Annotated in this window: 18 protein-coding genes; 12 read left to right on the top strand and 6 right to left on the bottom strand. The window is 65.8% G+C overall.

Features of this window, described 5'->3' with window-relative positions:
* The first annotated feature begins 118 nt into the window (after positions 1-118).
* Both D6T63_RS13795 and D6T63_RS13790 read left to right on the top strand, forming a co-directional pair.
* On the top strand, positions 119-673 hold the full coding sequence (locus tag D6T63_RS13795) for a hypothetical protein (RefSeq protein WP_120149634.1): 555 nt from the start codon (positions 119-121) through the stop codon (positions 671-673).
* A 194-nt stretch (positions 674-867) separates the two neighbouring features.
* Positions 868-1,968 carry a type I restriction endonuclease gene (locus D6T63_RS13790; RefSeq protein ID WP_120149633.1) on the top strand — a complete coding sequence of 367 codons (1,101 nt, stop codon included), beginning with the start codon at positions 868-870 and terminating at the stop codon, positions 1,966-1,968.
* Here the strand turns inward: D6T63_RS13790 and D6T63_RS13785 are convergent.
* Both D6T63_RS13785 and D6T63_RS13780 read right to left on the bottom strand, forming a co-directional pair.
* On the bottom strand, positions 1,943-3,226 hold the full coding sequence (locus D6T63_RS13785) for a hypothetical protein (protein ID WP_120149632.1): 1,284 nt from the start codon (positions 3,224-3,226) through the stop codon (positions 1,943-1,945). The two genes, D6T63_RS13790 and D6T63_RS13785, sit on opposite strands and share 26 nt — an antisense overlap.
* A gap of 84 nt (positions 3,227-3,310) precedes the next feature.
* Complete coding sequence (locus D6T63_RS13780; RefSeq protein WP_182977010.1) at positions 3,311-4,069, bottom strand: hypothetical protein; 759 nt, start codon at positions 4,067-4,069, stop codon at positions 3,311-3,313.
* Positions 4,070-4,083: 14 nt separating this feature from the next.
* Between D6T63_RS13780 and D6T63_RS20025 the strand changes: the two genes are divergently transcribed.
* The 4 genes from D6T63_RS20025 (at position 4,084) to D6T63_RS13765 (ending at position 8,132) form a co-directional block, all read left to right on the top strand.
* On the top strand, positions 4,084-4,212 hold the full coding sequence (locus tag D6T63_RS20025; protein WP_268878026.1) for a hypothetical protein: 129 nt from the start codon (positions 4,084-4,086) through the stop codon (positions 4,210-4,212).
* Between the two features lie 372 nt (positions 4,213-4,584).
* A complete protein-coding gene (locus D6T63_RS13775) occupies positions 4,585-5,919 on the top strand; it encodes a GmrSD restriction endonuclease domain-containing protein (RefSeq protein ID WP_235830759.1) in 1,335 nt (444 codons plus the stop codon).
* Between the two features lie 111 nt (positions 5,920-6,030).
* A complete protein-coding gene (locus D6T63_RS13770; protein ID WP_120149631.1) occupies positions 6,031-6,645 on the top strand; it encodes an FMN-binding negative transcriptional regulator in 615 nt (204 codons plus the stop codon).
* Positions 6,642-8,132, top strand: coding sequence for an amidohydrolase (locus tag D6T63_RS13765; RefSeq protein WP_120149630.1), 1,491 nt, complete (start codon positions 6,642-6,644; stop codon positions 8,130-8,132). Before D6T63_RS13770 ends, D6T63_RS13765 begins: the two co-directional genes overlap by 4 nt.
* A gap of 40 nt (positions 8,133-8,172) precedes the next feature.
* Here D6T63_RS13765 and D6T63_RS13760 read toward each other — a convergent pair whose 3' ends face one another.
* Together D6T63_RS13760 and D6T63_RS13755 are read right to left on the bottom strand one after the other, a co-directional pair.
* Positions 8,173-9,300, bottom strand: coding sequence for a hypothetical protein (locus D6T63_RS13760; protein ID WP_220725939.1), 1,128 nt, complete (start codon positions 9,298-9,300; stop codon positions 8,173-8,175).
* A gap of 129 nt (positions 9,301-9,429) precedes the next feature.
* Positions 9,430-10,458 carry a LacI family DNA-binding transcriptional regulator gene (locus tag D6T63_RS13755; protein ID WP_120149629.1) on the bottom strand — a complete coding sequence of 343 codons (1,029 nt, stop codon included), beginning with the start codon at positions 10,456-10,458 and terminating at the stop codon, positions 9,430-9,432.
* Positions 10,459-10,666: 208 nt separating this feature from the next.
* Here D6T63_RS13755 and D6T63_RS13750 point away from each other — a divergent pair, with 208 nt between their 5' ends.
* From D6T63_RS13750 to D6T63_RS13730, 5 genes are read left to right on the top strand one after another with little or no spacing between them, the layout of a single operon-like run.
* Positions 10,667-11,932 carry a M20 family metallo-hydrolase gene (locus tag D6T63_RS13750; RefSeq protein ID WP_120149628.1) on the top strand — a complete coding sequence of 422 codons (1,266 nt, stop codon included), beginning with the start codon at positions 10,667-10,669 and terminating at the stop codon, positions 11,930-11,932.
* A gap of 36 nt (positions 11,933-11,968) precedes the next feature.
* A complete protein-coding gene (locus D6T63_RS13745) occupies positions 11,969-12,724 on the top strand; it encodes a DUF5058 family protein (protein ID WP_120149627.1) in 756 nt (251 codons plus the stop codon).
* 27 nt (positions 12,725-12,751) lie between these two features.
* A complete protein-coding gene (locus tag D6T63_RS13740) occupies positions 12,752-13,480 on the top strand; it encodes a hypothetical protein (RefSeq protein ID WP_120149626.1) in 729 nt (242 codons plus the stop codon).
* A gap of 31 nt (positions 13,481-13,511) precedes the next feature.
* Positions 13,512-14,747 carry an amidohydrolase gene (locus D6T63_RS13735; protein ID WP_120149625.1) on the top strand — a complete coding sequence of 412 codons (1,236 nt, stop codon included), beginning with the start codon at positions 13,512-13,514 and terminating at the stop codon, positions 14,745-14,747.
* A complete protein-coding gene (locus tag D6T63_RS13730; protein WP_120149624.1) occupies positions 14,744-16,153 on the top strand; it encodes an amidase in 1,410 nt (469 codons plus the stop codon). Before D6T63_RS13735 ends, D6T63_RS13730 begins: the two co-directional genes overlap by 4 nt.
* Before the next feature lie 56 nt (positions 16,154-16,209).
* Here D6T63_RS13730 and D6T63_RS13725 read toward each other — a convergent pair whose 3' ends face one another.
* Together D6T63_RS13725 and D6T63_RS13720 are read right to left on the bottom strand one after the other, a co-directional pair.
* Complete coding sequence (locus D6T63_RS13725; protein ID WP_147394379.1) at positions 16,210-16,527, bottom strand: hypothetical protein; 318 nt, start codon at positions 16,525-16,527, stop codon at positions 16,210-16,212.
* A gap of 21 nt (positions 16,528-16,548) precedes the next feature.
* Positions 16,549-17,319, bottom strand: a complete 771-nt coding sequence (locus tag D6T63_RS13720) for a hypothetical protein (protein ID WP_120149622.1) — start codon at positions 17,317-17,319, stop codon at positions 16,549-16,551.
* A 119-nt stretch (positions 17,320-17,438) separates the two neighbouring features.
* Between D6T63_RS13720 and D6T63_RS13715 the strand changes: the two genes are divergently transcribed.
* Positions 17,439-18,032, top strand: a complete 594-nt coding sequence (locus D6T63_RS13715; RefSeq protein WP_120149621.1) for a 3'-5' exonuclease — start codon at positions 17,439-17,441, stop codon at positions 18,030-18,032.
* The last annotated feature ends 128 nt before the right edge of the window (positions 18,033-18,160 follow it).

Below are 18,160 nucleotides of genomic sequence, written 5' to 3'. Positions count from 1 at the left end.
TCGCTGACCAGCCCAACCAATGAGGAGATATAGCCTTACGGCGATGTGTCGAAGCTCGGGCTGGTGGCACGCATTCAATTCATCTCTATGGGGGTACTCCTTGGATCTACTGGGCAGCATGAGCCCCGACGTGCTTCGCGCCTTCCCATGGATTGCAGCCGCCGTCATCGCGTTGGTGTTCGGGTTGTGGCGTCCGCGCAGTCTGCACTGGATCGTGCTTGGTGCGGTTCTGCTCTTCGCCGCGTTCAACGCAGCGGCCGGGATCTACGTTTTGAGTAACTTCAGCGATTCGCGGTGGTCCCCGGATGGAGAGGCACCGCTGAGCGCTCCGTCGCTCTCCGAAACACCCCTTGTGGGGGAGTTCCTGGTGCCACTCGACTCCGCTTTGGAAGGAGTAGTAGGAGGGGTGAATGACTTCCGCTCATTCCAACAGGCACTTCCCATCGCGTTGGACTTCCTTGCCACTTCTGGATGGGCATTGCTGGTGTCATTCCCGCTGGTCATTCTTGCCGCTGGTCTTAGCTTCCATACCGCGCAGCGCCGGAAGGCGGACTTCAGGAAGTACCGCGCGACTGTCGATTCGCTCAAGGAGGAGCTGGAGCAGATCAAGCGGCAGATTTCATCAGGGAGTGTCGGTGCTGCGGGGCCCTCTTCAGGGGATGGCCGGCACTGACGGGCGGTCCGGGTGGACGAACCGAAGGTGACACGCATCGGAAGACCTACTACACCGCGTTCTGATCGTTAGCACTCGAAACCGGCCGATCCCAGTCGGGTGTGGGTTCGCCGTTGCGTGCCTCACACGTCAATTGAAGCAGAAGGTCCCCGAGCAGTATTAGGGTGAAGCAACCATTCAACGCAGGGGGATTTGTGGAATTTGCAGAACGATTGACAGCGCTGGCGGCGAAGGTGCGGCAGCAGAGGTCTCAGATAGAAACTGAAGAAGCAACGAAGAATGCCTTCATCATGCCGTTCATCTCGACCATCCTCGGGTATGACGTCTTCAATCCGCTAGAGGTGGTGCCCGAGTTCACCGCCGATGTTGGTGTGAAGAAGGGGGAAAAAATTGACTACGCGATCATGCACGGCGGCACTGTGCAGATCCTCATCGAGTGCAAGAAGTCGAAGGAACCGCTGAAGATCGAGCACGCGTCCCAGCTGTATCGATACTTTGCCGTCACCAATGCGCGGATCGCCATTCTCACGAACGGTGAAGTGTACGAGTTCTTCACAGATCTGGACGCGCCGAACCGCATGGATGCCAAGCCCTTCCTGGTGCTGGACCTCAACGACATCGACGAGACACTGATACCCGAGCTGATGAAGCTTACGAAGGACGTCTTTGATCTCGACTCGATCATCAATGCAGCAGGCGAGTTGAAGTACATCGGTCAGATCAAGCGGACGTTGGCATCGCAGTTCAAGGAGCCGGACGCCGAGTGGATCAAAGCCCTCACCATGCGGGTGTATGACAGCGGCGCATACACGCAAAAGGTACGGGAGCAGTTCACTCCGCTTGTGACCAAAGCGACAAAGCAGTTCCTCAACGAGCAAGTGAATGAACGACTCAAGGCGGCTCTTGGCGCCCCCAACTTCCCGATGGCCAGCGACTCGGTGATCGCCGCAACCGTCACGAGTGCACAGGCTGTGGAAGATGACCTAGCTGAAACAGGGGTTGAGACGACGCTGGAGGAGATGGAAGGGTTTCAGATAGTCCGAGCGATCGTCTGCAACGAGGTCAAGCCCCCACGCGTGATCCACCGCGACGCGAAGTCCTACTTCGCAGTACTACTCGATGACAACAACCGGAAGCCGATTGCCCGATTGCACTTCAACAGGGTGCAGAAGTACCTGGGCGTCTTCGACGAGCAGAAAGTCGAGCAACGCATCCCTATCAGCTCGCTCGATGAGATCTACGATCACGCAGATATGCTCCGTTCCAGCGTTAGGGCGTATCTCGCAGCGGGTTGATTGCCTGCTGTTCTTCGGGCGCATCGAGTTCTTTCGGCTTTTTGTCCTTCGTCCGCTTTGTCCACTTCGGACGTGAGAGTTCAATGTCTCGCAGCTTCTGTACCTGGGGTTTCGCCTTGCCTACAGCCCCAGGTACAGAGCTTGCCGCTGAACCAACCAGCTGTCGAGTCTGCGCGGTCAGATCTGTCAGGGACTTCCGCCAGCTCTCGCGTTCCACGGCACCGTAGACGAGGCCTTCGAGTCCATATATGCCAGCGAACGTAGCGACGACTGATTGGATCGACTCGGCAGCATTCAATGTTGATCGTGCCCTCAACGGGGTGATGACGCGTGCCAGATCGTGGATGTCTGCAGTTGCGCTGACTGCGTCATTGAGCCGTTGCAGACGCAAGGCAGTAAGAGTGCGACGCCGTTCGGCAGCTGCACTAATAGCTTGCATGTGAGCACTCACCTCCTCAGGCTCGGATTTTGTCACGTGTGCAATCTCGAGTGCGTCAAACCTCTCCTGGTTGGCCTGACAAGCAGCGAGAAGGACCAGCCAAGTCTGAAGCTCTGTGCCGCTCGCGAGGGTTATGGCATCCGACCTCTCGGCCGTACTCCCCTTGGAGAGGGAATCAGCAATTGCGTCGAGTTGGTTGAGCGCATACGACGTTGATTGCCCCAAAACGGTGCTGTGAGTCGATACCTGCGCCCATGTGGTCTCGCTGATTCGGTTCGTTTCCTGGTAGAGGGCGTAAGCCTTCTCTAGAACCAGCGTGACGCCCTGCACATTGCCCAGGGCTTGCGCTCGATTGTCAGATAGAAGCCTGTCCAGCTTGATGTCCATCGCTTCAACCAGTTGCTCCAAATCCGCCAGAGCGGCCTTGAGCGCCGCTGCGGCGCTCAAGGCTGCGACATTCGAAACCACCATGGGATTCATCTGCGCGGGCTCGAACTTTGCCGTGGACGCAATGCGTCCCTTCGCTCCTCGAATGATGCCCGCTACGGGGCCATCCGGGTTGAACTGGCTGTACTTCTTCAGCAGCTCTGCTGAATCGGCCGTCATGGTGAAAGTAGTCCCACCAAGGGAGGAGCCAGCCAAAGTGCTTAATCCGGTTGCGGCAGCAACAGCTTCGATGGTTGGGCGCTTTGCCTTTTGCCCCAACTCTGGGCGAACGGCTAGTTCGTTCATGAATCTCTGAACGACGTCTGTTTCTCCGACGACGGCAACCTCGTTGCCGGAAACGAAGAGCCCGAGATCCTGAGTTGGCTGGTCCATTCCCTCATCTAACCAGTTGGTAGCAGCTTTCCTAGCGGTGTTGCGCGGTGAAGTAACTGCTCGAGATCATCTGACCGCTTATCCTCAAGAACGGCCCGCCAGGACGTCCACGTGCACGTGGTCGAGGTGTCGCAGGATCTCGTTCGCCGGTGCGGGTGCGTCGTAGGGGTGCCACCCGCCCCGGGCCAGGCGTGCGCTCCAGAACTGGTCGTCGAAGATGACGTACTGGATGTCGAGGTCCGCAGCATGCGCGACCAGCCAGTGCGACAGCACCCAACCCTGACGCCGGTTCTCCTCGGTGACCGGCCGGAAGAAGACGTCAATGGCCCGCCCGTCGTAATGGGTCGACTCGCCGCCGTGCCCGGAGCCCACGCCGCCTGGCTCGAACCCGCCGAGGCTCTGCTCGCCGAACACCTCGGCCATCGCGGTCCGAACTCCATCGGCCCGCGGCGTCAGACCCGACGGCGTCAGCTCCTCCACCCGAAGTCCTTCGTCCACCGAACCCCTGCAGCTGAGGACCGGTCCGGCATCATCCGCGGGTCCACTGGCCAGGGCCTCCAGGACACCATCCGCGAGGTCTGTTGGCGCTGGGGTGTCGATGCCTCGGGATTGCAGTGCTACCGCCGTCGTCGCCTGCTGTGCTTGCTCGTGCGTCAACCCGACTCGGCCGTCCGGCGTGTCCACCGTGCAGTCGGAGCTATCGAGGAGCGGACCGCTGCCGACGAGCGCGGGGGCAAGCGTGACCAGGGCCACCGCGATCGCAGCGAGCACTACGAGCACCACGAGCACGGAAAGGATGGCGGCGGAAAGCCGACGACGGCCGACAATGGCGCTACGTGCCATGAGGAGAACCCGTCATGACGCGTGGAGCGGCAGCGTTGATCGCCGTCGTGCTCGCGCCCGTGCTTGCTGTGCTGATACCGCTCACTGTCGACTACCCTCACGTTCGCGATGCTTGGTTCGTCTGCCTGCAGCAGTGCTCCTGAAGGGTTAAGCGATGGGATGCGCCGAAGGTTCCTTCAGGAGGATCAGTGTGGCCTGCACAGTTAGTGCTCGCCGCGCTGGAACACGAGGGTCGCCACGGAGCCGTCCCTGCGCGAAGCATTCATTGGACCGTTCTCTACGAGCCGGCGGGACGGTACGTGAGCGATGTGACGACAACGATCGTCGTGAGGGGGAGCGTCCACATACGTGAGGTGGGGCTGGCGCTCCTCCCGATCATGTGTCTTGACAGTCGTCCTAGACTTCGAAAGGTCGTTCATCACTCGATGTACTCGCGGCCCTTCTGCCACAAATGGGGTTCCATGCTGCCGTCCGCACCTCCTCCTGCCCGCAAACCGTCGCCGGGAGGCTTCCACGTGCGGACGTCCACCGCCCTCATCGCTGGACTCGCTATATTCCTGGTCATCCTCGGGGCGATCATCGGAGGCGTCGGCGGCGCCATCATCATGGCCGCCATCTTCGCCTTCTTCACCGGCCTGTACACGTTCGTGACGAGCAGGCCGTCCTGGGCGCGACTGAACGGCCGCAGGACGGGTGCCATCACTGCCGGCGCGAGCATCGTCGCGCTCCTGATCGGCGGAGCCATCGCACCCGCCGACGACTCCGTGCCGACCGCGGTGGCCGAGCAGACGCAGGAGGCGGCTCCTGAGGCGACGTCGACGGCGGACGCCCCGACAGCCTCGGCCACACCGTCGCCCAGCCCCTCGCCGACGCGCACACCCTCGCCCACCCCGAAGGCCTCCGACGTGGCACCGCTCGATTCCGACGCTGTTGCCGACGTGACCGGCACGCCCCGGGCCCCGTCTGACCAGCCGGCCGCCAACACCACGGCGCTCGCCCTGCTGGAGACCCTGCCCATCAAGGGCCGGGCACCGAAGACCGGCTACGATCGCGACCTGTTCGGCCAGGCATGGGCCGACGTCGACCGCAACGGCTGCGACACCCGCAATGACATGCTCAACCGGGACCTGACGGACATCGTGTACACGAACTCGGTGCCCTGTAAGGTCCAGTCCGGTGTACTGAATGATCCCTACACTGCGTCCACGATCGCGTTCCTGCGTGGGCAGGCGACCAGCACCGCGGTGCAGATCGATCACGTCGTCGCCCTCTCCGACGCCTGGCAGAAGGGCGCCCAGCAGCTCACCCCGGACCAGCGCGTCGCATTCGCGAACGATCCGCTGAACCTTCAGTCCACCGATGGACCCACGAACCAGCAGAAGAGCGACGGCGACGCCGCCACCTGGCTGCCACCGAACACGTCCTACCGCTGCGAGTACGTGGCACGGCAGGTCTCGGTGAAGGCGACCTACGTCCTGTGGGTCACGCAGGCCGAGCACGACGCCATCGCGCGCATCCTGTCGGACTGCAACGGCATCCTCGCGCCGACCAATCAGGTGGCGCCGTCCGTCACCCCGCCGCCGGCCCCCGTGGAGACCGAGGCGCCCGTCGTCGTGCCCGTCGCCCCTCCGGTCGTGCCGGAACCCGTGGCACCTCCCGTCGTCGTGCCCGAGCCCGTAGCGCCGGCACCGGTGGCACCGGCACCTGTCGCGCCAGCCCCGGCACCGGCTCCCTACTACGCGAACTGCGACGCGGTCCGCGCGGCCGGCGCTGCTCCGATCTACGCGGGCACCCCCGGCTTCCAGCCGAAGTTCGACCGGGACAACGACGGGATCGGCTGCGATAGCTAGCCGCACGCACCACAACGGACGACGGCGGGGCAGTCACGATAAGTGACTGCCTCGCCGTCGTACTCGGACAGATGCCGCAGCTGATCCGGCATTCATGGCAGAGTGACGAGCATGCGCCACACGCCCTCTTTCGTCCTGTCCGACGTCGGTGAGGTCAAGCGACTCATCCGGGAGAATCCGTGGGCAACCATCGTGTCCTCACCCGCCAGCGGTCTCGTGGCGTCCCACTACCCGGTGATACTCGAAGAGACCGCTGATGACACCATCAGCATCGTCAGCCACGTCGGCCGCCCCGATGAGCGGTTGCATGAACTCGGCGAGCACGAGGTGCTGCTGATCGTTCAGGGGCCGCACGGCTACATCTCGCCCGGCTGGTATCCCAGCGACCAGATCATTCCGACATGGAACCACGTCACGGCCCACCTGTACGGCACCCCGGAGATCCTGTCCGACGAGGAGAACTTCCTGGTGCTGGGGCAGCTGGTCGACCACTTCGAACGCGTCATGCCGGAGCCCAGTTCTCTGACCCTGGACCCTGAGGCATCGCGCCGCGTCGCCCGGGGAACCGTGGGGATCCGCCTGACGGTGACGCGCTTCGACGCGAGGCTGAAGCTCAGCCAGGACAAGGCTCCTGCAGTCGTCGAGCGCATCGTCGATGAGCTCGAGCAGGGCGAGCACTACTCGAATCCTGCCCTTGCCCGTGAGATGCGGCGTAGCCAGGGATGAGGAGTGGAACGAGTGATGTCCTGCTCCGCTCCGCCCGACTGGTCGGCACGGCAGGGGATCCGGTAGACATCCTCATCGAGGACGGAATGGTCAGGGCTCTTGGCGAGACCATCGGTTCCGGCGCGGTCCCGGTAGTGGATGTCGGCGGACGGTGGGTGGCACCGGGTCTGTGGGACTCGCATGTGCACATGGGCCAGTGGGCTCTCATGCGCCAGCGCCTCGACCTGTCGTCGGCGACGTCGGCCGCCGGTGCGGCATTCCTCGTGGGTGAGCGACTGCGCTCGGCACCGCCTCCCGTCGGGCAGCCCTTGATCGGCTACGGCTTCCAGGACGCATTGTGGCCCGACCTGCCGACGCGGGAACTGCTCGATGCGGCCGACGCCGACGTGCCCGTCGTCCTCGTCGGCAAGGACCTCCACACGCTGTGGCTCAATTCCAGGGCCCTCGCCCACCACGGTCACGCAGACCATCCCACAGGGTTGCTGCGCGAACAGGCGGCATTCGACGTCAACACCCGGATCAGCGCGGTCCCGAACGGAACCCTCGACGGCTGGGTGGCAGATGCAGTCGAGGCCGCAGCTGCCAGGGGAGTCGTCGGCATCGTCGACCTCGAGATGACGCTCTCCATCGACCGATGGGCGCATCGTGTCGCCAGCGGCACCCGCGGCCTGAGGGTGCGGGCCGGCGTGTACCCACAGGATCTCGACGCCGTCATCGCGCGCGGCCTGCGCACGGGGGACGTCATCGACGGCACCGATGGCCTGGTCACGATGGGACCGTTCAAGATCATCACCGACGGGTCCCTGAATACCCGGACCGCGTTCTGCCACGACCCGTATCCCGGACTCGAGGGCACACACGAGGGGCAGGGGATTCTGACTGTTGATCGGGACGAGCTCGTCGACTATCTCCGCCGCGCGTCGTCGGCGGGCCTCGTGCCCGCGGTGCATGCGATCGGGGATGCGGCGAACTCGCTCGCGCTCGACGCGTTCGAGGAAGTCGGTTGCGGCGGCAGCATCGAGCACGCCCAGCTTGTCCATGAGGACGACTTCGACCGCTTCAACCAGCTCGGCATCACGGCCAGTGTCCAACCGGAGCACGCGATGGACGATCGTGACGTCGCGGACCGCTACTGGCCAGGCCGTACACACCGGGCTTTCGCCTTCGGGAGCCTGGCGGCCGCGGGTGTCACGATTACGCTCGGATCGGATGCGCCGGTCGCCCCTCTCGACCCATGGGTCTCGATGGCCGCCGCCGTGTCCCGCGCTCGCGACGGGCGGGAACCATGGCACGCCGAGCAACGCGTTCTGTCGTCGATCGCCCTCGCAGCATCTACCGACGGTCGGTCGACCCTTGGCGTGGGATCCGTTGCCGACCTCGTGATCACCGAGCTGGATCCCCTCGTTGCCAGCGACCAGCAACTGCGGTGCCTCGACGTGTCGGCAACGATGCTTGGTGGTCGCTGGACGCACTTCACCCTCGACTGAACCCGCCGTCGTCGTTCCCGCCGTTCTACCTGCCGCCGTCCTACCTGCCGACAAGCTCGAAGGGCGACGACGGCGCTCCGGTCCAGCGGTACAGGTCCAGCACGGCGGTCTGTTTCGTGAGGCCGTCCTCGACGACCCGCCCCTGGGTAGCGATGTAGAAGTAGCCGCCGCCGAGGGATTCGAGTCCGACGTCGGCGATGAAGTTCCAGCCGCGGATGCCGGTCGATTCGTGGCGGAGGCCCTGCTGCAGGAGGGGGAGGAGCAGGCCTTCCTCGCCGCCCGGCTGGCCCTCGAGGACGCCGCGCGTGGGACGGGACGAGCCGTCGATGGCGAACAGCGAGTAGTTGGGGAACTGCTCCTTCACACCCCTGTAGACGCCGAGCAGCCACGTGTGGGTGAAGGAGTCGTAGTTGAGGTTCTGCACGCCGTAGGTGGTGTTGCCGGTGTAGACGAAGTACTTGCCGTCGGTGGTGGCGGGGCCGCTCGTGTGCGCTGCGGCCTGGGTGAGGGGCTGCTCGTACTTCTTCCAGCGCGTGACGTCGTACTGCAGGAGGACCTGGTGGTCGTTGTCATCACGCCCGGTGTTCGAGTAGACACCGTAAGCGACGGTCAGCAGCTGCTTGCCGTTCTTCCGCCCGAATGCGGGGCCGAAGGTGACGCCGTCGATCCCGCTGCTGCCGTAGCGGTGGTCCGGGGTGTCGGCGATGTTGCCGTCGAAGACGCCGTTGCCGTCCATGTCCGCGGTGAAGTCCTGCACCACCTCGTCGAGGTACACCGCCGTGACGATGCCGTCCGTCTCGGCGTCCATGTCCATTTCGGTGATGCGCTCCACGTCGAAGATGGCGATATAGAAGGACTCGGCAGCCTTGTACTCCAGCGAGCCGTAGACGCGGCCGTCCTTCTCGTTGAAGTCGAGGTCACCGAGGTGCCCTGTGAAGCCGGTGACGGTACCGAGGACCGTCCCGTCGAGGTCGGTTTTCACGAGCATCGAGGTGAAGGAGTAGTAGATGACTTCGTTCTCGGTGTCGACGGCGATGCCCTGCACGTGTCCGGCCGGCCAGGCGCCGCCGTCGATCGTGGCAGGGAAGTCCTCGACTGCGGGCTTCGCAGCCCCTGTGATGAGGACGGCGGACAGGACGACGGACATGGCGCGGACGAGTGTCTTCACGGGGAGCTCCTGGTCGGGCAGCGGTGGTGTCGGTTCCACGCTGTCGAGCCGGAGTCACGAGGGGATGGCGTCCGCGGGACGTGACGGTGAACAGCCCGCGAAGGCTGTGGTGCGCCGCACCGATGGCGCCTACCGGTGCTGCGTCGTCGCGCGCACGACGAGTTCCGGGGGCAGCAGCACGCTTGACGGCGTCTCGCCCCTGAACTGGCCCAGCAGGGCATCGACGCTCAGGCTTCCCATGGCCCCGAGGTCGCTCCGGACCGAGGTCAAGGGAACCGGAAGGGTGGCCGCGAGGTCGAGGTCGTTGTAGCCGATGAGGCCGACGTCCTCCCCGACCCGCTTGCCGGCGTCGCGGATGGCTCCCATGGCACCCAGGGCGAGGAGGTCGTGCACGGCGAAGATGGCCGTGGGCGGGTCCGGCAGCCGCATCAGCTCGCTGCCGGCAAGCAACCCCGACGGAGTGCTGAAGGCCGACTCCACCACGTAGGGGTCCGGGAGTGGATAGCCCGCAGATTCGAAGGCCCTGCGGAAGCCGAGGGTGCGCTCGCGGCCCGTACTGGCGAGCTGGTCGCCGGCGATGACGCCGACGCGGTGGTGCCCCAGTTCCAGCAGGTGCTCCGCCGCCAGCTGGCCTCCCCGGTAGTCATCTGTTGTAACCGACAAGTGTCCCTCGAGCTTCCGCATCACGAGCACGTAGGGGACACCACGGGCCCGGAGTTCATGGGCGGCCGTGTCACCGATGTGCGAGTCACCGATGACGACGCCGTCGATCCTGCGCGAGAGCATCGCATCGAGGCGTACGCGTCGGTGGTCCGGATCATCGAGGGTGTTGGCCACCACGGTGCCGTACCCGGCAGCGCCGGCCGCCGCGTCGATACTCTCGTAGATCGATGCGAGTACGAGGTCGGTGAGGCGGGGGACCAGAACCCCGATGAGGCGCGAGCTCCCGGTCCGGAGACCTGCCGCGCCGACGTCGCGCCTGTAGCCGAGGACGGCCGCGAGCTCGCGGACGCGCCGCACGGTATCGGCACCGATTCCGGCAGGGTTGTCACTCAGCGCACGGGACGCCGTCGAGACATGCACCTGCGCGTGGTGCGCGACGGTGGCCAGGGTGACGGGGCGTACCCGTGCCCGCTGCGCGATGGGCTCGTCCTTCATGGCCCCGAGTCTAGGGCTGCCGAGGGGGATTCTGTGGCTTCTCGATGGCGGTGGCGCAAAGGTTTGCGCTGGGACTCCGCCTCACAGAAGGTTCACTGTCCTGAAACATTGACGAAACCGGGCGACCGTAGTGTGATGTACACCATACTTCGGAGCAGGATCCGCTCCTGCTGGATTGCGCAAACGATTGCACAAGGACGCTCACGCCATGCCACCAAGCACCTCGCAGGAGACCCTCGACCGGCTCGGCACGGGAGTGGACCAACTGTCCGCCTTCCACGACGGCGACCGCCTCGGCTGGACCCGCGAGGTGTTCAGCGAGCCGTACCGGGCATCACGGGACTGGACGGCTGCCCGAATGCGCGAAGCAGGGCTGGACGTCCACGTCGACGCCGCCGGAAACATCATCGGACGCCTCGCAGGAAGCGAGTCCTCGGCGCCCGCCCTCGTCACGGGATCGCACACGGACACCGTCGACGGCGGAGGACGCTTCGACGGGATCGTCGGCGTCCTCGGCTCGATCGAAGCTGCCCGTCTGCTGCAGGAGTCCGGGACACCTCTCCGCCGTGACCTGCTCGTCGTCGATTTCCTCGGTGAGGAATCGAACGTCTTCGGACTCAGTTGCCTGGGCAGCCGATGCGCCGCCCAGGAACTGCTGAAGGAAGACCTCGACCGGCGCGACTATCGCGGACTCAGCCTCGGGCAGGCCTACACCGACTACGGGCTGGATCCCGCCAGGCTGCTCGACGTTCCCTGGGCGAAGGCACCGCTGCACGCGTTCGTCGAGCTGCACATCGAGCAGGGTCCGACGCTCGAGAAGCAGGGCCTGCCCCTCGGCATCGTCACCGCCATCACCGGCATCGAGCGCTTCATCGCCACCTTCACGGGTGCCGCCGACCACGCGGGCACGACGTCGATGGACGACCGGCGCGACGCCATGGTCGCCGCGGCGGAGGCGGTCCTCGCGGTGCGCGCGGAGGGCTGCGGTGCGCCGACGCACGGAGTGGCCACCTCCACACGGGTCGAATCCGAGTCGCGGTCACCGAACGTTGTGCCGTCGCTGGTCCGGATGTACAGCGAGGTCCGCAGTGTCGACCCGGCGTGGCTGTCGGGCGTGAAAGGCCGCCTGACCGCGGAGATCGCGGCGAAAGCCGGCGGGCTCGGCGTCGACGTCGGATTCGAGTGGTCCACCGACAACTCGGTGGTGCGTGCGGATTCCGGTGTCCAGGACATCGCCGGAGCCGCGGCGGACGCACTCGGCCTGCCGTGGATGCCGATTCCGAGCGGCGCCACACATGACGCCGTGCACATGGCCGCACTCGCGCCGATGGGCATGATCTTCATCCCTTCGCAGGGCGGCAAGAGCCACTGCCCCGAGGAGTGGAGCAGCACGGAGGACATCGCCACCGGCGTGAACGCACTCGTGGGGACCCTCCGCAACCTCGACGCCACCGATACCCGGCCGTCCTCCTGACCCGAGCACCATCCCACCCCGCCGACCGGAGTTCCCATGGAAACAGCACTGACTCCCGAAGGACTGTCCACGGACATCCTTGCGATCGCCAACATGCCCGTCCTCTGGGTGCTCGCCCTCGGCGTCTTCGCCGCCATCATCGTGCAGTCCCTCGTCTACATGAAGGCCGCGCGGAAGGCCGGCCCGGCGGCTGACATCTCCGAGGCGGAGCTCAAGACCTCCTTCAGGGCCGGTGCGATCGCTGCCATCGGCCCCTCCCTCGCAGTGGTGCTGGTGAGCATCGCCCTCCTCACCCTCTTCGGGACACCGGCCGTGCTCGTGCGCATCGGTCTCGTCGGATCCGCCGCCACGGAATCGGCGTCGGCCAGCCTCGCCGCCGGCACCATGGGCGCCACCCTCGGTGGGGCCGACTACACCCAGGCGGTCTTCGTCGTGGCCTTCATGGCCATGAGCATGTCCGGTGCCGGATGGATGCTCGCAACGCTGATCCTGACGCCGATCCTGCGCAGGGGAGACACCAAGCTGCGACGGGTCAATCCCGCGCTCATGGCGATCGTGCCCGCCGCCGCCCTGATCGGTGCCTTCGCGAGCCTCGGCATCGCAGAGCTCGGGAAGACGCCCATCCACATCCTGTCCGTCATCGTCTCCGCGGTGACCATGGCCGTCTGCATCTTCCTCGCGGGCAGGACCAGGGCCACCTGGCTGAGGGAGTGGGGCCTCGGCATCTCGATCATCGTCGGACTGTTCGCCGCCTACCTCGCCCACACCTCCGGCATGGCCCCCGTCGCCTAGGCAGTACCTCACCCGAAAGGATCCACCATGTCTGCTGCAGATACTGCCGTCACACCCAACGCATCGCTCGCCGAGTTCGACCGCACCACCTCTCGCTGGGGCCAGCTCACCATGGGAGTTGCGCTCATCCTCTCCCTCGCCGCACCCCTGTACCTGGTCTTCTTCACGGACCTGGGCATCACGGCAGGCATGATCTGGACCGCCTACCTCGCCGTCGCGGCCGCCTTCTTCGTGCTCTGGTTCGTCGAGCCCATCACCTACTACCCGGTCCTCGGTCCCGCGGCGATGTACCAGGCGTTCATGATCGGCAACATCGCCAACAAGCTCCTGCCCTCGGCCCTCGTGGCGCAGGCCGCCATCGGCGCGAAGGCCGGCACCAAGCGCGGCGAGTTCGCGGCCCTCATGGCCATCTGCGGTGCGGCCATGGTGCACGTCATCTCGATGCTGCTGTTCGTCGGGATCCTCGGCACGTGGTTGGTCAGCATCATCCCCACCGACATCGTGGACGTGGCCCGGCTCTACATCTTCCCCGCGATCATCGGCGCCGTCCTGGTGCAGCTCGTCGTCACCATGAAGCAGCCGCGCGTCACCGTGATCGCCGTCGTCGTCGCCGCCCTCGTGCTCTTCGTGCTGGTGCCGGCCGTTCCCGCCCTCGCGAAGCCGGCCACCGGCGTCGTCGTCCTGATCACCGCGGTGCTCGCCTGGTTCCTGCGCTCGCGCAAGACGTCCGCGACCGCCACGACCCTCGTGAACTAAGCTCCGATACCGAACCGTTCGAAAGGACACCATGACCATCGACACCGCCGTCCTCGACCTCTCCGACGCGCACACCACCGCGATGCACGAGCTGTACCGGCATCTCCACGCCCACCCCGAGCTCTCCATGCAGGAAACCCACACGGCTGCATTCATCCTCGACAAGCTGAACCACCTCGGGCTCGAGACGTTCATGTGCGGCGGGACCGGCGTCGTCGGCATCCTCCGGAATGGCGACGGCCCGGTGGTCGGCTACCGCGCCGACACGGATGGCCTGCCGATCGCCGAGGACACGGGGGTGGACTACGCGAGCACGACGACGGGCGCGCTCGCCGACGGGACGGCCGTACCGGTGATGCACGGCTGCGGGCATGACACCCACATGACCGTGGGACTGACCGCCGCGCAGCTGCTGACCGAGAACCGCGACGCGTGGTCCGGGACCGTGGTGTTCATCTTCCAGCCCGGGGAGGAGACCGGAGAGGGTGCCGAAGCCATGGTCGAGGACGGCCTGTGGGACAAGGCACCGAAGCCGTCGATCATCTACGGACAGCACGTCTGGCCCGGCCTCGCCGGCACCGTGAACATCAGCAAGGGCACGGCCATGGCGATGGCGGACTCCTGGAAGGTCACCGTGCTCGGCAAGCAGGCGCACGGGTCGCAGCCGGAGCAGTCGATCGACCCCATCGTCCTCGGCGCCCACATGGTGGTCCGCATCCAGACCATCGTGTCCCGCCAGGTGCATCCGATGAAGTCGGCGGTCGTCACCATCGGCACCTTCCACGGTGGCCTGAAGGAGAACATCATCCCGGCGTCGGCGGAGTTCACGGTGAACGTCCGCACCTTCGACCCCGAGGTCCGTGACCTGGTCCTCGGCTCGCTGCGCAGGATCATCAGCGCCGAGGCCGCGGCATCGGGTGCCCCGGAGCCGACCATCGAGGAGATCACCAGCTTCCCGCAGTGCTACAACGACCCCTCCTCCACAGAGGACCTGATGACCGTGCTCGGCGACGTACTGGGTGAGGACGCCGTCATCGAGTCCCCACCCGTCATGGGCAGCGAGGACTTCGGCCTCCTGGCCGAGGCGATCGGCGTTCCGAGCGTCTACTGGTTCTTCGGCGGGCACCCGCAGGAACTGCTCGACGGCGACGATCCCGTCGCCGGAAACCACTCGCCGTACTTCGCGCCGGCCATCGAGCCCACCCTCACCACCGGCGTCAGGGCCGCGATGACGGCGCTGCTGTCGAAGGTAGGAACGACGGCGTGAGCGGTGCCCTCCACGAGCTGTCCGCCGTCGAGCTGACCGGGGCCATCCGCCGTCGGGAAGTGTCCGCGCGAGAAGCACTCGAAGCGCACTTCGACCGCATCGACGCCGTCAACGGTCCGATCAATGCCGTCATCACGGAGGACCGGCAGGGCGCCACCGCGCTCGCGGAGGCCGCCGACGAATTGATCATGTCCGGCGCGGACGTCCCGCCGCTGCACGGCCTGCCCATGACGCACAAGGACACGCACAACACCAAGGGGCTCCGCACCACGCAGGGCTCACCGATCTTCAGGGACTTCGTGCCGACGTTCGATGACCTGATCATCAGCCGGCTCAAGAGCGCCGGCGTCGTGACGACGGGCAAGACGAACGTGCCCGAGTTCGCTGCTGGATCCCATACGTTCAACGAGGTCTTCGGGACGACGGTGAACCCGTACGACACCAGCCGGAGTGCCGGCGGCAGCAGCGGGGGAGTGGCGGCGTCGATCGCTGCTCGTATCCAGCCGCTCGGTGACGGCAGCGACATGGGTGGATCACTCCGCGTCCCCGCGTCGTTCTGCAACGTGGTCGGCTACCGGCCGTCCATCGGCGTCGTCCCGTCCCTCCCCACGCGCAACGCCTGGGCGTGGCTGGCACGCAACGGGTTGATGGCGCGCGACGTCGAGGACATCGCGCTGGGTATGACGGCCATTGCCGGACCGGACTCCGCCATGCCGTACGCCTATCCGATAGCGGGCTCGTTCGGCGCCTCGCTGCAGCGGGACCTGGCCGGTCTGCGGATCGGCTGGTCCCCGGACTTCGGGCTCGGCGTGCCCGTGGCCCTCGAGGTCCTGCGGGTCCTCGAGGGGCAGCTGCAGGTCTTCACGGACCTCGGCGCGATCGTCGAGGAGGCCGCGCCCGATCTCCGCGACGCGGACCAGGTCTTCGGGACGACGCGCGCCTTCGACTTCGTGCTCGGGCTCGGTGAACTCGTCGAGAAGCACGGCGACGCGATCAAGCCCGAGATCCGGTGGAACGTGGAGCAGGGGGTTCAGCTCACGGCGCAGGACATGGTCGACGCCGCCCTCGCCCGGACGCGGCTCGATGCCGGCATGCGACGCTTCTTCGGCAGGTACGACGTCTTCGCGAGCCCGACGGCGCAGGTGCTGCCGTTCGACGCCACGGAGCGGTATCCGACCTCGGTCAACGGCGTCGAGTTCGAGACGTACCTGGACTGGATGCGCTCGGCCTGCCTGATCTCGGCCACCGGCCTGCCCGCGGTGTCGGTGCCGGCGGGCTTCAGCGATGACGGTCTGCCGGTCGGGTTGCAGCTGGCGATGCCGCATGGCAAGGACGTCGAGCTACTGCAGGTGGCGTACGCGTTCGAGCAGGCGACGGGCTGGGCGAAGCGGTCTCCGGAGCTGTAAGGCGTCGGCTTGGGCGACCTCTTCGCGGCGGCACGCGGCTGCCGTGCACGCTTTCCCTAGGCGTGGAGTGAGGTCGCGGCGAGTTCATCGACGATGAAGCGCGCCATGCCCGCCCGTGCGTGGATCAAGGCACGCAGGTTGCTGGTGACGGGTTCGTCCAGCTCGCGGGGAAACAGGGCGGACAGGCCGCTCTGGAAGGCCATGGAGATCGCGAACCCCCGTCGGACCAGGGCGGGGGAGATGGGCCTCCCTACATCCTGCAGTCCGTCGAGGTAGGCACTCAGGCAGGCGGGAGCGAGCATGTCCAGGGTGGGTCCGTCCAGCAGCCCATCATTGGCTCGTCCTGCCAGTAATTGACCCAGGTCGAAGCCCACGGTGGTCGTACCGAAGCTACCCTAGTCGATCGCGACTGTTCCGCCTCCGGCCCGCAGCATGTTCTGTGGGCAGGCGTCGCCGTGTGCCCTTGTCCTGGGGAGTGCCGCCGCCTCGGTCAACAGGAGAGGGATGTGATCGAGGAAGAGGAGCATGTCCTGCTCGAGATGGTGGTCGATCGCGTGATCGAACGCGGGATGGGAATGCAGGATTCCCGAGCGGAGCATGGGGATGAAGACGTGTTCACCGGGGCCGACGACGAAATCCGCGATGTCCCGTTCTGCTCCCATCGGAGCTTCCGGGGCTCCTGCCAGGCAACCCAGCAGGTACGCCACCCGTGTGTAGCAGTCGTTGTCCCAGCCCCCGGCCGATTCCGGCTGGACATCCTCCATCCAGATGGCTGCGCTGTCCTCATCGAGGTCCTCGATCAGGTAGATGTCAGGGAGGCGCAATCCTGCCGGCAGGTACTTCGCCAGATCACTCCGATATACATCGGCCTCCGTGCGCCACGGGACGTGCGCTACGACAAAGCCCCTCATCTCCACCGGAACAGCGTCGATACCCGCCCATCGCAGCGGGGTGTGGATCACTTTCAGCACAGCGTGGAATTGTCGTGTTCCGATGTCGTCGATGGCTGTGCCCGTCAGGCGCCACAAGCCTCCCGTAGTCATGCTGGATAAGGGGACCCCGAAGGGTTCGAGCACATACTGCAGGACCCGGACCGGCCGGTCAGCCTGCAACGCTGACGCTGCTACCAGTTCGACGGTGGACACGGAGAGCTCGATGTCCTGCACACCAATAGTGTCCGCTCAATCAGGAGAGCGGACAAGCGTGCCACGTACGGGGACGGGCGCGATCATCGCTAGGCTGTCCGAGGCCGGTCGAGCGAGCGGCGGAAGCTCCTGGGGGATACATGCACGGTCTCAACTTCACCGCCATCGACTTCGAGACGGCGAACAGCAAGCGCGGCTCGGTCTGCGCCGTCGGGCTGGCGAAGGTGCGGAACGGTGTCGTCACCGAGACCGTGTCCTGGCTGATCAAGCCCCCGCCGTCCGTCGGCGCCTTCAGTCCCATCAATGTCGGGGTCCACGGCATCCGCCCGGCCGATGTCCGCACAGCTTCCTCATGGACCGAAAGCCTGCACCGCATCATGGACGTCGCAGGCGGTGATTCGTTCGTTGCCCATAACGCCTCCTTCGACCGCTCCGTCCTGCGGGGTGCCTGCGCAGAATCAGGGCTTGCAGCTCCTGAGAGGACCTTCCACTGCTCGGTCGCTCTGTCGCGCCGCCTCCTCGACCTCGATGGGAACAAGCTTCCGCAGGTGGCCAGGGCTCTCGGGCTCGGCGCGTTCAGCCACCACGATGCCGGGAGTGACGCCGCGATCTGTGCGTCCGCCGTCGTTGCCATCGCGCACAGGCACGCCCTCCACTCGCTCGATATGCTGTGGCCGCCGAAGCAGTCGACGTCGTCGGCCGGTGCCCGCCGCTACACGAAGACTCGGACCTGAGCTTTCGCGCGACCGGGCGATCACCGTCAAACACGGACCAATAATTGCGGGTCAGCACGGAACGCGATGCACCTCGTCCGCTTGGGTGGGTCGAGCACGAGCACGAGCAAGAGCTTGTCGGTCGAGAG

This window comes from Arthrobacter cheniae (assembly GCF_003602275.1).
In the GTDB taxonomy this organism is placed as follows: Bacteria; Actinomycetota; Actinomycetes; order Actinomycetales; family Micrococcaceae; genus Arthrobacter_D; species Arthrobacter_D cheniae.
Note: the sequence above shows the minus strand (reverse complement) of the source record. Positions and strands in the feature narration are given on the sequence as shown.